At 29.7% G+C, this 14,482-nt stretch carries 17 protein-coding genes; 13 read left to right on the top strand and 4 right to left on the bottom strand.

Translation table 11 applies throughout. The annotated features are described in order from the left end of the window. Window position 1 precedes the first annotated feature (1 nt). Window positions 2-1,066 (bottom strand): class II fructose-bisphosphate aldolase, encoded by a 1,065-nt coding sequence (gene fbaA / locus CBLAS_RS03500; protein ID WP_106870201.1) that lies wholly within the window; start codon window positions 1,064-1,066, stop codon window positions 2-4. 20 nt (window positions 1,067-1,086) lie between these two features. Next, window positions 1,087-1,902, bottom strand: coding sequence for a peptidylprolyl isomerase (locus CBLAS_RS03495; RefSeq protein WP_106870199.1), 816 nt, complete (start codon window positions 1,900-1,902; stop codon window positions 1,087-1,089). Window positions 1,903-1,995: 93 nt separating this feature from the next. Between CBLAS_RS03495 and nth the strand changes: the two genes are divergently transcribed. Continuing rightward, window positions 1,996-2,634 (top strand): endonuclease III, encoded by a 639-nt coding sequence (nth, locus tag CBLAS_RS03490; RefSeq protein WP_106870197.1) that lies wholly within the window; start codon window positions 1,996-1,998, stop codon window positions 2,632-2,634. Between the two features lie 71 nt (window positions 2,635-2,705). Here the strand turns inward: nth and CBLAS_RS03485 are convergent, their stop codons facing one another. Beyond that, complete coding sequence (locus CBLAS_RS03485) at window positions 2,706-3,983, bottom strand: M28 family peptidase (protein WP_106870195.1); 1,278 nt, start codon at window positions 3,981-3,983, stop codon at window positions 2,706-2,708. A gap of 56 nt (window positions 3,984-4,039) precedes the next feature. Here CBLAS_RS03485 and cmoB point away from each other — a divergent pair, with 56 nt between their 5' ends. Continuing rightward, window positions 4,040-4,933 (top strand): tRNA 5-methoxyuridine(34)/uridine 5-oxyacetic acid(34) synthase CmoB, encoded by an 894-nt coding sequence (gene cmoB, locus CBLAS_RS03480; RefSeq protein WP_106870193.1) that lies wholly within the window; start codon window positions 4,040-4,042, stop codon window positions 4,931-4,933. Window positions 4,934-4,947: 14 nt separating this feature from the next. Here the strand turns inward: cmoB and CBLAS_RS03475 are convergent, their stop codons facing one another. Further along, a complete protein-coding gene (locus CBLAS_RS03475) occupies window positions 4,948-5,544 on the bottom strand; it encodes an MBL fold metallo-hydrolase (RefSeq protein ID WP_106870191.1) in 597 nt (198 codons plus the stop codon). Window positions 5,545-5,629: 85 nt separating this feature from the next. On the opposite strand from CBLAS_RS03475, the gene CBLAS_RS03470 reads away from it, so the two are divergent. From CBLAS_RS03470 to CBLAS_RS03420, 11 genes are all read left to right on the top strand, one after another. Further along, complete coding sequence (locus CBLAS_RS03470; RefSeq protein ID WP_106870189.1) at window positions 5,630-6,397, top strand: NAD+ synthase; 768 nt, start codon at window positions 5,630-5,632, stop codon at window positions 6,395-6,397. Between the two features lie 2 nt (window positions 6,398-6,399). Further along, window positions 6,400-7,536, top strand: coding sequence for a DegT/DnrJ/EryC1/StrS family aminotransferase (locus CBLAS_RS03465; protein ID WP_106870187.1), 1,137 nt, complete (start codon window positions 6,400-6,402; stop codon window positions 7,534-7,536). Then, a complete protein-coding gene (locus tag CBLAS_RS03460; protein ID WP_172658173.1) occupies window positions 7,529-8,482 on the top strand; it encodes a tetraacyldisaccharide 4'-kinase in 954 nt (317 codons plus the stop codon). Before CBLAS_RS03465 ends, CBLAS_RS03460 begins: the two co-directional genes overlap by 8 nt. A 4-nt stretch (window positions 8,483-8,486) precedes the next feature. Then, the gene (locus CBLAS_RS03455) at window positions 8,487-8,792 is read left to right on the top strand and encodes a monooxygenase (RefSeq protein WP_106870183.1); all 306 of its coding nucleotides are present in this window, start codon (window positions 8,487-8,489) and stop codon (window positions 8,790-8,792) included. A 44-nt stretch (window positions 8,793-8,836) separates the two neighbouring features. After that, window positions 8,837-10,267 (top strand): threonine synthase, encoded by a 1,431-nt coding sequence (thrC, locus tag CBLAS_RS03450; RefSeq protein ID WP_106870181.1) that lies wholly within the window; start codon window positions 8,837-8,839, stop codon window positions 10,265-10,267. Next, window positions 10,264-10,992, top strand: a complete 729-nt coding sequence (gene kdsB, locus CBLAS_RS03445; RefSeq protein ID WP_106870179.1) for a 3-deoxy-manno-octulosonate cytidylyltransferase — start codon at window positions 10,264-10,266, stop codon at window positions 10,990-10,992. The genes thrC and kdsB overlap by 4 nt, the downstream gene beginning before the upstream one ends. Beyond that, window positions 10,985-11,467 carry a GNAT family N-acetyltransferase gene (locus CBLAS_RS03440; RefSeq protein WP_106870177.1) on the top strand — a complete coding sequence of 161 codons (483 nt, stop codon included), beginning with the start codon at window positions 10,985-10,987 and terminating at the stop codon, window positions 11,465-11,467. Before kdsB ends, CBLAS_RS03440 begins: the two co-directional genes overlap by 8 nt. Window positions 11,468-11,469: 2 nt before the next feature. Continuing rightward, window positions 11,470-11,814, top strand: a complete 345-nt coding sequence (locus CBLAS_RS03435; protein WP_106870175.1) for a nitrous oxide-stimulated promoter family protein — start codon at window positions 11,470-11,472, stop codon at window positions 11,812-11,814. Window positions 11,815-11,915: 101 nt separating this feature from the next. Further along, on the top strand, window positions 11,916-13,343 hold the full coding sequence (locus CBLAS_RS03430; protein WP_106870173.1) for a catalase: 1,428 nt from the start codon (window positions 11,916-11,918) through the stop codon (window positions 13,341-13,343). A 100-nt stretch (window positions 13,344-13,443) separates the two neighbouring features. Further along, window positions 13,444-13,878, top strand: a complete 435-nt coding sequence (locus CBLAS_RS03425) for an ankyrin repeat domain-containing protein (RefSeq protein WP_241517578.1) — start codon at window positions 13,444-13,446, stop codon at window positions 13,876-13,878. 151 nt (window positions 13,879-14,029) lie between these two features. Continuing rightward, window positions 14,030-14,440, top strand: coding sequence for a WG repeat-containing protein (locus CBLAS_RS03420; RefSeq protein WP_106905674.1), 411 nt, complete (start codon window positions 14,030-14,032; stop codon window positions 14,438-14,440). Window positions 14,441-14,482: the final 42 nt, after the last annotated feature.

Genomic DNA, 14,482 nt, shown 5'->3' with positions numbered 1-14,482 from the left:
CCTAGTTCTTATCTATGCAATTTAGATCTTCAAAAGCTATTTTCAGTCTATCAACAATACTCTCTTCGCCCCATCTCATCCATTTTCTAGGGTCGTAGTATTTTTTGTTTGGCCTATCATCGCCTTCAGGGTTTCCTATTTGACCTTGCAGATAATCCCTATATTTAAGTTCATATTTTCTAACACCATCCCAATATGCCCACTGAGTGTCTGTGTCAATATTCATCTTAATAACCCCATAGCTAACAGCGTCTTTGATATCTTTTATATCGCTACCACTACCGCCATGAAATACAAAATTTACAGGCTTATCATCTTTTAAGCTTAACTTATCTTTTATATATTTTTGTGAGTTTTTAAGTATCTCTGGACTTAAAACAACATTTCCTGGCTTATAAACACCATGAACATTTCCAAAACTAGCTGCAATTGTAAATTTATCACTAATTCTTAAAAGTCTCTCATAAGCCTCAAACACCTCTTTTGGTTGTGTGTATAAAAGAGAGCTATCAATGCCCGTATTATCAACACCATCCTCTTCGCCGCCTGTAACACCAAGCTCTATTTCAAGTGAAATTCCAAGCTCTGACATCTTTTTTAGATACTCTTCACAAGTACTTAAGTTGCTTTCTAAACTCTCTTCACTTAAATCTATCATATGGGAGCTAAAAAGAGGTTTGCCAAAAAGTTTGATATTTTCCTTGCTTGCCTCTAAAAGACTGTCTATCCATGGAAGCAACTTTCTAGCAGCGTGATCTGTGTGTAAAACAACAGGAATGCCATATTCTTTAGCCAACAAATGCACATGTCTTGCGCCTGAAATAGCACCTAAAACATCGGCATTTGGGCAAGCTTTACCTGCATAATAGCTTGCCCCACCATTTGAAAATTGGATTATAACGGGTGAATTAACCTTTTTTGCACTCTCTAGCACTGCATTTACAGAACTTGTGCTAACAACGTTTACAGCGGGTATCGCAAACCCTTCTTGTTTTGCAAAGTTATAAAGTTTGCTTACATCATCACCGCTTAAAACACCTGCTTTTACAATATCTAAAACACCCATTTTATCCCTTTCTTAATCAATTATTTTTTATATTCTACTTTAGCTTTTTTAACTAATTCTTCAATTTGTTTATCAAGATTTTTTTGAAATTTTTCTTGTTTAAGGTTGCTTGTTATAAATGCTTTTGTCTCTTCTAAAGTAGCTTGTCTTTCAGCTCTGCTTTCATTTTTTAGGATTACATGGTATCCAAATTGAGTCTTAACTGGAGTTTTTGAAATTTCGCCATCTTTAAGTTCTTTTGCTACATTTGCAAATGCTTCAACCATTTGAGATGGAGAGAACCAACCTAGATCGCCACCTGTTTTTTTTGCCATTGGCTCGATTGATTTTTCTTTTGCTACTTCAGCAAATTTTTTCTTAAGCTCTTCGCCTTTTAAATTTTTTAATTCGTCTATTATTTTTTTAGCATCTTCTTCTTTTTCAACTAATATATGACTAGCATTAATAGCTTCTTTTTCTATGAATTTGTCTTTGTTGTCATTATAAAATTTCTTAATTTCTTCATCGCTAACTTTTGTTTTTTCCATTTCTCTTATTTGCCATACACGAAGAGCTAAACCATCTTCAGCTAGTTTTAATTCTTTTTTAAATAATTCGTCTTTTTTAATTCCACTTTTGATAGCTTCATTTGTTAAAAGTTTTATTTGAACTGCTCTTTCAACAAGTTGTTTTCTAACATCCTCTGGAAGTTCTGAAACTACAACTCCTTGTGCTCCAGCAAGTAGTGGAACTAGATCAATATCTGTTACATCTTGACCATCAATAGTAGCATAAACTTTCGCATTAAGACTAACAGCCACTGCTAAACTTAACGCTCCTAATAATAATTTATTCATAAATGAATCCTTTCTTAAATAAAATCATCATAGTATACTATAAAGTGTTAAACATTTGTTGAACTTTGTGCATTTTTAAGATAAAATTGCTAAATGAGAACAAAAAAAGATATAAATTTAATCAAAGAACTTTTACTTAAACACTTTAACAAACCTGAAACTGAGCTAAATTTTGCCAATTTATATGAACTGCTAGTTGCTGTAATGCTTTCAGCCCAATGCACAGACAAAAGAGTAAATTTACTAACCCCTGCCCTTTTTGAAAACTACCCTAATGTAGAAGCTCTCTCAAAGGCTAAATTAGGTTCAGTAAAGCTTCTTATAAAATCTTGTAGTTTTTATAATAACAAAGCTACAAATTTGATAAAAATGGCAAAATCTGTAATGGAAAATTTTGAAGGTGAAATTCCACTTGAAAGAGATAAACTAATGACTCTTGCTGGTGTTGGTCAAAAAACGGCAAATGTTGTTTTGATTGAGTTTGCACAAGCAAATTTAATGGCTGTTGATACTCATGTTTTTAGAGTTTCACATAGATTAGGACTTAGCAAAGCAAAAACGCCTGAGTTGACTGAGGTTGATTTGGTAAAAGCCTTTAAAACTGAGCTAAACTATCTTCATCAAGCAATGGTACTTTTTGGACGCTACACCTGTAAAGCCGTAAAACCACAATGTGATAAGTGTTTCTTATATGAGCTTTGCAAAAGCAAAGATAAAGTTATAATAAAATAAATATTAATCTAAAAAACAGGTTAAAGAGCTTGATTTCCACCTTATAACATAAAAATCAAACTCCAAATCTTCTATCCTATTAAATCTTTTAAAAGACCTCTAACAGCATCTGTTATGATACCAACGGAGTCTATTTCTAATCTTTCATTCACACTATGTGGAGAGTGAATATTTGGTCCTATTGATGTTGCTAAAAGCTTTTCATCTTGACCTATAAACACGCCACATTCAAGCCCTGCATGAACTGCTGCAAACTCAGCATTTGGAGAGTATTTTTTAAGGTTTTTTAACACAGCCTTACTAAAATCATTAATCTCTGGCTTCCATGGCGTTGTTTGGTTTTCACTCACAATATCAAAACCAAAATTATTTGCTAAAACCTTAGTTTCAAATTTAGAGTTTTCAAGCCCCTCTTTACTCATAGATCTTGCAAAAAATAGCACCTCTAAAACCTCATTTTTTTCTTTTACGGTTGAAAGATTTATACTATCTTCTGGAATTTTAAGATCTTTATTAAATGAGCGAACTCCTTGAGAAAATATACAAAGCATATCAACAATCTCATCGCTATTTTTATAAATTTCAATATCTTTTTTGCCTATAAATTCAGACTTTATATATTTAGGAAAAGATGAAATTTCTTTATCAAAAACAGCGGTTAAAAAAGCTTTAGCGGGAATTGAATTTCTTCTTTCGCCTCCATCTATAAAGCTTAATTTTCCTTTATTTTCTTTTACAAATTTGATTAGAAATTTAATAGCATTTGGTATATTTTTATCAATCTCAGTTCCACTATGTCCGCCTGGGAAATCATCAATTGCAAGTTTATAAGCATAACCATTTATTTTTTTCTTTTCGATTTTGGAAGTTGCATACATATCAACACTTCCTGCACAACCAATTGATACTCTAAAATCCTCTTCACTGTCTAAATTTAAAAGCTTTTTACTTTTTGTCTTAAACTCAAATCTAGCCGCACCCCAAAGCCCAACTTCTTCGTTGTTTGTAAAAATAACTTCAAGATCGCTAAATTCATCCATCATAACCAAACTTATAGCAACCCCGATACCATTATCAGCACCAAGTGAGCTATCTTTAGCACTTAGTATTCCATCTTTTTCAACTAACTCTATCTTTGGTGCATTGCCAACACAAACCATATCATAATGACTTTGAAGACAAATTTTTGGCTCTCCTTTAAAAGTATAAATGTTTCCTGCTTCATCAATTTGAACTGTAAAGCCATTTTTTTTGGCATGTTTTACTAGGTATTCTCTCATCTCATCAGTTTCAAAACTACAATGAGGAATTTTACAAATTTGTTTAAAATAATCCATAACTTTTTGCATAATTTTATCCTTTTAAAACTTTTAAAATGATAGTATAACAAATTTAAGGATAAAAAATGAATTTAAATAAGATTAGAGATGAAAATTTAAAAGCTTTAAAATTTAAAAACAGTGAGCAAATTTATAATGAAATTTTAAAACTAAACGATATAAAAAGCACTGTTAAAGTTGATGATATTGTAGATATAAAAGCAGATATTTCAAATGAACAAAAAGATGAAATTTTACAAATTGCTTTAATGCTTAAACCTTGGCGAAAAGGTCCTTTTAACATCTTTGACATCTTTATAGATAGCGAATGGCAAAGCAATATTAAGTTTAATATCTTAAAACCTCATCTAAATTTAAAAGATAAGATAGTCGGCGATATAGGTTGCAACAATGGTTATTATCTTTTTAGAATGCTTGAGTTTTTACCTAAAAAATTAGTTGGATTTGACCCATCTATTAGAACATATTTGCAATTTTTATTTTTAAACAAATATATAAAAAGCGATATAGTTTATGAGCTTTTAGGGGTTGAACATTTGCCATTTTATGAGCATAAATTTGATACTTTATTTTGTCTTGGAGTGATATATCACAGAAGCGACCCGATAAAAATGCTAAAAGATTTAAAAATCTCTTTAAATAAAAATGGAGAGGTTTTTTTAGATACCATGTATATTGATATGGACGGAGATTTTGCACTCTGTCCAAAAAACAGCTACTCCAAAATTTCAAATATCTATTTTGTCCCAACTATAAAAGCCCTACAAAACTGGTGTGAGAAGGCTAAATTTAAAGATTTTGAAATACTTGCAACAAAAGAGACTGATTTGAATGAGCAGAGAAAAACTCCTTGGATAGATGGTCAAAGCTTAGAAAATTTCCTAGATCCAAATGATAACTCAAAGACCATTGAAGGCTACCCTGCCCCAAAAAGAGTGTATGTAAAACTTAAAATTTAAAAAGTTTTTATACCTTAAAATCCAAATGCCTTTAGATAGTAATCAATATGAGAAATCTCAGTTTGCAATGTGCTTTTCTCTCCATGCCCTGGTAATAAAATAAACTCTTTTTTAAAATTTTTAACCTTTAAAAGTGATTTTTTCATATCATCTGAATTTGAAAATGGAAAGTCAAATCTCCCTATACTGCTATTAAATAAAAAATCACCACTAAACATAAAATCCCCTATTTCTATCATAGAGCACCCTGGCGTGTGCCCTGGAAAATGGTGAAATTTCACACTAAATTGTCCTATTTTAAATTTATCTTCATCATTTGCTAATACATCTGGACTAGATCCATTTTTTAAAAGCCCAAAAGGATCATTTGATACTAAAAAAGCATCGTCTTTATGGATATAAATTTCTACACCATCTTTTTGAAATTTATAATTATCATAAACATGATCATAATGCCCATGAGTATTTAAAACAGCAAGTATATTGTTACTATTTTGTTTTACCCATTCATAACTATTTTCACCAGGATCTATAACTAGTTGTTCAAAACCATTATCTAAGATATAACAATTTGTCATAACAGAGCCAAATTCTTTCACTAAATACTGCATTTTTCACCTAATAGTATTCTTTTTAATCACATTTTATCAAAATTATGCTAAAATTAATGTCAAATTATTTATTTTAGGCAAAAGAGTGAATTATAAGAAACTAGAAAAAGAGTTAATTAAATTTTTAAAAAAAAGTTTGAAAGATACAGGAAGAGAAAATTTTATAGTTGGCATAAGCGGAGGACTTGACTCTGCTATAGTTTCAACTCTTTGTGCTAAAATTTCTATAAAACATACATTTGGAATAATAATACCAAGTGGCTCAAGCAGTAAAGCAAATATAGAAGATGCTATATCGCATTGCAATGATTTTGGTATAATACATAAAATCATAAATATTGAAACAATGATATCAGCCTATGAAGATAATATCGGTATGCTTAATAAGTTAAGAAAAGGAAACCTTACTTCCAGGCTTAGGATGTGTGTTTTATATGATATATCAAACTATATGCAAGCAGTTGTCGTTGGAACTAGCAACTTAAGTGAGAGAATGCTTGGTTATGGAACTGTTTATGGGGATTTAGCTTATGCTTTTAACCCAATAGGCGAAATTTTTAAAACTGAACTTTTTGAGTTTGCAAAATACTTAAATATTGATGACAAAATTATAAACAAAGCCCCTAGCGGAGACCTGTGGGAGGGTCAAAGCGATGAGGCTGAACTTGGATATACATACAAAGAGATGGATAAAGTCTTAAAAGATATCAAAGACAATGGTTTAAGTTTTAATAAATTAGAAAAAAAATATGATAATGAATTGGTGAATTTTATAAGAAATAGAATTAAAAGCAATAATTTTAAACTTAAAATGCCACCAATTGCCAATATAAGAGATTTAATTAAGGAATAAAATTGAAAAAGATACCTTTTTTTAGGGCCAGTATAGACAATAAAGAAGAGGAGTTAATTTTAAAAGTACTGTTTAACCAAAACTCAAACATAATTGAAACATTTGAAACTGATATTAAAAAATATTTTAATTCTAAATATGCGGTTTTAACAAATAATGGCACAAGTGCATTGCACTTAGCGCTTTGTGCAATGGGAATAAAAAGAGCTGATAAGATAATCTGCTCTGTAAACTCATTCCCTGATATTCCAGAAGTAATTCGCCATTTTGATGCAGAGCCAATACCTGTTGATATTGATGAAAATACTTTAAATATTGATATCAATAAATTTGAAGAAACTCTAATTAAAAACAAACATAAAAAACTTAAAGCTGCATTTATAAACCACGTAGCTGGATATAGTTCTAAAATGGATGAAATTTATGCCTTAGCTAAACAATATAATATTAAAATCATAGATGACGCAAGTAGAGCCATTGGAACTACTTATAAAGGAAAACTAATAGGATCCATAAAAGACTCTTTTGTATCGTGTTTTAGAATAAATCCTCAATTTCAAAACTCAGTAGCTGTAGCTGGATTTTTTACAACAAACGATGAAGAGGTTAATGAACAAGCAAAAATAATAAGAAGCAATGGAATAATAAACCATTTCAATGTAAACCAAAATGCACTTAACTATATGTATGATGTCTTTGAGATAGGACAAAAATACGATATCGGTGCTATATCTGCAGCCTTTGCAAAAGCCCAATTTGAAAAAATTGATATTTTTACAAAAAGAAGAAGAGATATAGCTAAAATGTATCATGAAAGGCTAAAAGAGTGTCCTCATATATTTTTACCAAAACTAAATGATGAAGGTATATATACTCAATTTATAATTAAAATTGATAAAAATAGAGACAACTTTGCAAGACAATTAATGGAATTTGGAATCAACACAGCACTGCACTATATACCAATCCATTTTCTAACATACTATAAACAAAAATATGGATTTAAAGTAAATGAATTTCCAGGTGCCTTAAAAACATATCAACAAATTCTATCACTTCCAATATACGCTGATCTAAAAGATGAAGAAGTTGAGTATATATGTGAAAAAATTAGTTTTATTGCAAACAATAGTGTTTAAAAAAAATCTTCATATTTGGGCTAATAATTACTTTTATAGTCCAAATTTTATACAAAAAATATTATCATTTTTACTAGTACCAATTAGCATAATCTACACACTCATAATATTAATTAAAAAACAAATTTCATATGAGATTGATTATGGTATTCCAATTATAAATGTTGGGAATTTAGTTTTAGGCGGTAGTGGAAAAACACCTTTAACAAAAGCCATTTATGAAAATTACTCAAAAAAATACAAAACTTTTATAATTCTTCGTGGGTATAAAAGAGAGTCTAAAGGAATGATAGAAGTATCACTTGATAATAAAATTTTATCAGATGTAAAAATAAGTGGTGATGAGGCTATGGAATATGCATTAATGGGTGCAAATGTAATAGTTAGCGAAAACAGAGTTAAAGCAATAAAAAGAGCTAAAGAGCTAGGTTGTAAGCTTATAATTTTTGATGATGGTTTTTCTAAATTTAATATATTAAAATTTAACATCTTGCTAAAACCTAAAAAAGAGCCATATTCAAACTCAACTATTCCAAGCGGAGTTTATAGATATCCAAAAAGCTTTTATAAATTTGCAAATTTTATACCTAAAAAAGATGATATTTTGCAAACATCTTACATCGTAAACCCTTCAAAAAGAATGGTTTTAGTTACAGCTATTGCAAACCCAGACAGGCTAAAAGAGTATTTTAGCAAATGTATAGGAAAAGAATTTTTTAGTGATCATTATAGTTTTAAAAAATGCGAACTTGAAGATATTATTAAAAAATACAATGCTACTTCTTTACTTATAACTAAAAAAGATTATGTTAAAATCAAGGATTTCAATCTACCTATTTCTACAATAGAATTAAAAACAAAAATAGGAGATAATTTTAAAGCAGCTTTGGATAATTATATAAATTTACAAAATGTTGATAAAATATCAAAAAAATTAAAAGGATGAAAAAATGATAATACTACAAATGTATTTTGATTACAATGGCGGTTATGGTAATGATATGTATAATCAAACAAAAGAGTTAGCAGAATCTATAACAAAAGAACCTGGCTTTTTATGGAAAATTTGGACAGAAAATAAAGAGAAGAAAATAGCGGGTGGAATTTATGCATTTGATACCAAAGAAAATGCTGAAAAATATCTAAAAATGCACACAAAAAGAATAGAAGAATTTGGAATTGGTTCAAATTTTAGATTTGAATTTTTTAATGTGAATAAAAAATTAAGTGAAATTACAAATTTCAAAATAGATTAAAAATATAACACTATTTAATATATAGTTATTAGTTAAGGAATTTAATGGAATTAGTTGGAACAAGAAACGCAAATCAAAAAGTAGATTTAAGCCAAGCACTACTCAATCCAAGTGCTGATTTTGGCGGACTTTTTACACCACAAAATTTACCAAAATTTGATAAAGATTTTTTTAAAAAAGCTATGAAACTAAGTTATAGCGAATTTGCATTAGAGATTATAAAAAGTTTTAATTTTGATATAGAAAATGAAGTTTTTTTAAAAGCACTTGAAAAATATAAAACATTTGATGACAAAACTCTGCCTTTAAAAATTGAAAAAATTGGTGAAAATTTATATATAAATGAACTTTTTCATGGGCCAACAAGAGCTTTTAAAGATATGGCACTTCAGCCTTTTAGTGAAATTATTAGTAATCTTGCAGAAAAAGAAAATAAAAATTATCTAATAATGTGTGCAACAAGTGGCGATACAGGTCCAGCCACACTTCAAGCTTTTGCAAACAAAAATAATGTAAAAGTTGTATGTTTATACCCAAGCAAAGGAACTAGTGAAGTTCAAAGACTTCAAATGGTAAATGCAGATGCTGGCAATTTAAAAGTGTTAGGCATTAAAGGAAATTTTGATGATGCACAACAAGCTTTAAAAACACTTTTAAAAGATGAAGATTTTAAAAATAGTTTAAAAGAGTCAAATTTTTATCTAAGTGCAGCAAATTCAGTAAATTTTGGAAGAATACTTTTTCAAATCATTTACCATTTTTATGCATATATTTATCTTCTAAAAAATGGCATTATAAAAGATAACGAAAGTTTTGATATAGTAGTTCCAAGTGGAAATTTTGGAAATGCTTTGGGTGCGTATTATGCTAAAAAAATGGGGGCAAAAATTGATACCATTAAAATAGCTTCAAATGAAAATAATGTTTTAACACATTTTTTTAATGATAATGTTTATGATATAAAAGGTAAAAAGTTAATCCAAACCATGAGTCCTGCTATGGACATTTTAGTATCTTCAAATGTTGAAAGATTGCTTTTCCATGAATTTGGCGATAAAAAAACAAAAGAACTTATGGATAACCTTGAAAAAAACAAAGAGTATAAAATAGAACACATAAAAGGCTTTGAAGCACTTTACTGCACAGACAAAGAGTGCTCTTGTTTTATAAAAAATATGGCAGACAAAGGCAAACTTATAGACCCACATACTGCAACTTGTTTTAAATTTAAACCAAACAAGCCAACTATTGTAACCTCAACTGCACACTGGGTTAAATTTACACCTTCAATGATAAAGGCTATAAAAGATGAAAAAATTTATAATGAAAAAGAGCAAATGCAACTTTTAGCTAGTGAATTTAATGATGAAATTCCAAGCGAGATTTTGGAACTATTTGAGAAAAAAGCTGTTCACAATGATGTAGTTAAAAAAACAGATATAAAAGCAAAAATATTAGAGTGGATTAAACTATGATAGTAATACCAACAAGGCTGAAATCAACAAGATTTGAAAACAAAATTTTATGCGATATTTTCGGTGTTCCTATGTTTATAGCAACTGCAAATGTAGCTAAAAAAGTTGATGATGTTTTAATAGCTGTTGATGATGAAAAAGTGCTAAAAATAGCAAATGATTATGGTTTTAAAGCAGTTATGACAAAAACTACTCACGAAAGCGGAACTGATAGGATAAATGAAGCTGTTAGCAAGATGGGGTTAAAAGATAGTGAAGTTATCATAAATCTGCAAGCTGATGAGCCATTTTTTGAGGGTTTAAATTTAACTAAATTTAAAGAGTTTGCAATGGAGCAAATTTTAAACCAAGATGCATTTATGGCAAGTGCTTATAAATATATAGAAAAAAGCGAAGCGGACAATCCAAATTTAGTAAAAGTTGTAGTCGATGAAAATAGCACGGCTTTGTATTTTTCAAGATCAAAAATTCCTTTTGACAGAGAGCCTTATAATGATTATAAAGGGCACATTGGAATTTATGCATATAGTGTTAAAACTTTAATGGAATTTTGTGATTTTAGTCAAAGTAAGTTAGAAAAGACAGAAAAACTTGAACAATTAAGAGCACTTAGTAATGGCAAAAAAATATCAATGTTAAAAATGGAAAGCAAAAGCATTGGAATTGACACTAAAGAAGATTTAGAAAAAGCATTAAAAGTATTTAAAAAGGTTAATAATGACTAAATTTAATATCAAATTTGCAACAAAAGAAGATATTCATATAATTTTAAAATTCATACAAGATCTTGCAATATATGAAAGACTTGAAGGACAAGTTGTAGCAACTCCTGAACTTTTAGAAGAGTGGATTTTTGAGAAGGAAAAAGCAAAAGTTATACTAGCATATGAAGATGAAAAACCAATTGGGTTTGCGCTTTATTGTTATAATTTTTCTACCTTTTTAGGAAAGCCTGGAATTTGGCTAGAAGATCTATATATTATAAACGAGCATAGAGGCAAAGGTTATGGAAAAAAACTTCTAAAATTTATAGTAAATTTAGCGATTGAAAATGACTATGGTAGAGTTGAATGGGCTTGTCTTGACTGGAATCAACCAAGTATTGATTTCTACCTGAGTCTTGATGCAAGAGCTATGGATGAATGGACAACATATAGATTAGAAGGTGATAATTTAAAACATTTTTGTGAAAATCACTAAATATGACAAATGAAAAATTTATAGAACAAAACAGCACCGTTGTAAATTTTATACAATTATATTGTGATAGCAAACATAAAGATGCAAAAAAGAAAAACTCTAGTATCAAGCTAATTTACAACGGTGAAGAGCTAAAAGAGTTAAAATACAATCTATGCAGTGATTGTGAAAATATGCTCAAATATGCAAATGAACGACTTCAAAACTGCCCACACGAGATAAAACCAAAATGCAGAAACTGCCCTTCTCCTTGCTATGAAAAAGATAAGTGGAAAATGATGGCTAAGATTATGCGAACTAGTGGTATGAAATTTGGACTAATTAAGATAAAAAATATATTTAATTAACTAATAATTTTTATTAAATAATAATTTTTAATTTTATATTAAGCCAATTAATACTATACTTTAACAATAATATTTATTACTTAATATAAAGGAGATTTAAAATGGCAACATTAACAACAACATCAGGTAATATAATAGCTGATAACCAAAATAGCACTAGTGCTGGTAAAAATGGTCCGCTTTTACTACAAGACTATCAACTTTTAGAAAAACTAGCCCATCAAAACAGAGAGAGAATTCCAGAAAGAACAGTTCACGCAAAAGGTAGTGGTGCTTTTGGTGAGCTTGTTATAACTGAAGATATTTCAAAATATACAAAAGCTAGTGTTTTACAAAAAGGCGAAAAGACAAAAATGCTAATTCGTTTTTCAACTGTTGCAGGTGAAGCAGGCGCTGCTGATGCTGAGCGTGATGTTCGTGGATTTGCAATGAAATTTTATACAAAAGAAGGAAACTGGGACTTAGTTGGGAACAACACCCCAATATTTTTCCTAAGAGATCCTATAAAATTCCCTGATTTTATACATACTCAAAAAAGAGATCCTAGAACACATCTAAGATCAAATGAAGCAGCTTGGGACTTTTGGACACTCTGTCCTGAAACCCTACACCAAGTTACAATACTTATGAGTGATAGAGGAATTCCAGCTAGCTACCGCAATATGCATGGTTTTGGAAGCCATACTTATAGTCTTATAAATGTTAAAAATGAAAGATTTTGGGTTAAATTTCACTTTAAAACTAGACAAGGTATAAAAAACCTAACTAACGAAGAAGCTGCTAAAATCATTGGACAAAACAGAGAAAGCAACCAAGAAGATCTTTATAACTCAATTGAAAAAGGTGATTTTCCAATTTGGGACTTTAAAATCCAAATTATGCCTGAAGCTGAGGCAAAAACATGTGGATTTAACCCATTTGACCTGACAAAAGTTTGGTCACATAAAGATTATCCACTAATTGATGTTGGTTATTTTATTCTAAATAAAAACCCTGAAAATTACTTCAATGAGATAGAACAAGCTGCATTTAGCCCATCAAATATAGTTCCTGGAATTGGAGTATCTCCTGATAAAATGCTACAAGCTAGAATATTTAGCTATCCTGATGCGCAAAGATACAGAGTAGGAACTCACTATGCACAGCTTGAAGTAAACCGCCCTATAAATAAGGTAGAAACCTATACAGTAGGTGGTACTATGAATAACGGAATGTATAAAGTTGAGAGTAAAAAATACTATGAACCAAACAGCTTTGGTGGTCCAGCTGAAGATAGAAGCTATTTAGAGCCTGATATTGAGATCGAAGGTGTGGCACAAAAATTTAGCTATGATGATACAGATTACTATTCACAACCAAGAGATCTATTTAACCTGATGAATGATTCTCAAAAACAAGCACTATTTAACAATATTGCAGATCACATTCATGGTGTTAACAATGAAATTCTCAACCGTGCATTAATGCATTTTGAAAAAATTTCACCTGATTATGCAAAAGGTGTAAGAGAAGCTCTAAATGCAAAATAATTTTGAAAAAAATGGTAGCGAAAATCTTGCTACCAACCCTAAAAATGGAGATGTAGAGCTAACAAAAGAGGAAGAGCAAAGATATGCTGAGCTTTGCCAAATGGCTTTTAATTTTGCAAGAAGCAACAATGCAGATGATTTAAAAACCATGATAGAAGCAGGTCTTAATGTAAATTTAAAAAATGAAAAAGGCGATTCTCTTTTAATGCTAGCATCATATAACAATAGCTATGAAACGGCTAAGATGTTAATCTCAAAAGGTGCGTTAGTAGATGAAAAAAACGACCGAGGACAAACTCCACTAGCTGGTGTTTGCTTTAAAGGATATCTTGATATGGTAAAGCTACTTGTAGAAAATGGTGCAAACATAGATGAAAACAACGGAATGGGTATGACTCCATATAGTTTTGCCATTATGTTTGGAAGAAAAGATGTCGCTAACTACCTACTTCAAAAATCCAAAAAAAGAGGACTTTTAAAAAGAGCTAGCTTTTGGATTTTAAATATCTTTAAAAATACAAAAAAAGAGAATTAATTTTATATTCTCTTTAACTCTATTATCTTGATCAGCAAATCTACTTTAATCATACAAAAATATTCAAATTAATAATTTTTAATGCTATAATATATAAAATACTTTATACAAAGGATAGCTATATGAGCGAATTTAATTCAGAATACAAAGATTGCAATATAATACAATTAAAGAAAATGAAAAATGGGGAATGGCAAATAAAGATGGTGAGATATTGATAGAACCAAAGTTTGATTTTATTGATGATTTTAATGAATACGGCTTAGCCCAAATTGAATTAGATGAAAAATACGGTCTTATAAATAATAAAGGCGAAATAGTTTTAGAACCAAAGTTTGATTTTATTGATAGCTTTGATGAATACGGCATAGCTCAAATTGAATTAGATGAAAAATGTGGGTTAGTAGATAAAACTGGGAAAATATTAATAAAACCAAAGTTTGATGAAATCGATCAGTTTAACGAAAATGGCTTTACAGTAGTTAGGCTAGATTATGAAGTTGGCATTATAAATACAAAAGGTAAATTAGTTATAGATTTTGGTGAATTTTGTCTAAGTTAAATATGGTTATAAGCTTATAAATAAGGCTATTTAAATTCTAAA

Source organism: Campylobacter blaseri (assembly GCF_013201895.1).
Classification (GTDB): domain Bacteria; phylum Campylobacterota; class Campylobacteria; order Campylobacterales; family Campylobacteraceae; genus Campylobacter_B; species Campylobacter_B blaseri.
Note: the sequence above shows the minus strand (reverse complement) of the source record. Positions and strands in the feature narration are given on the sequence as shown.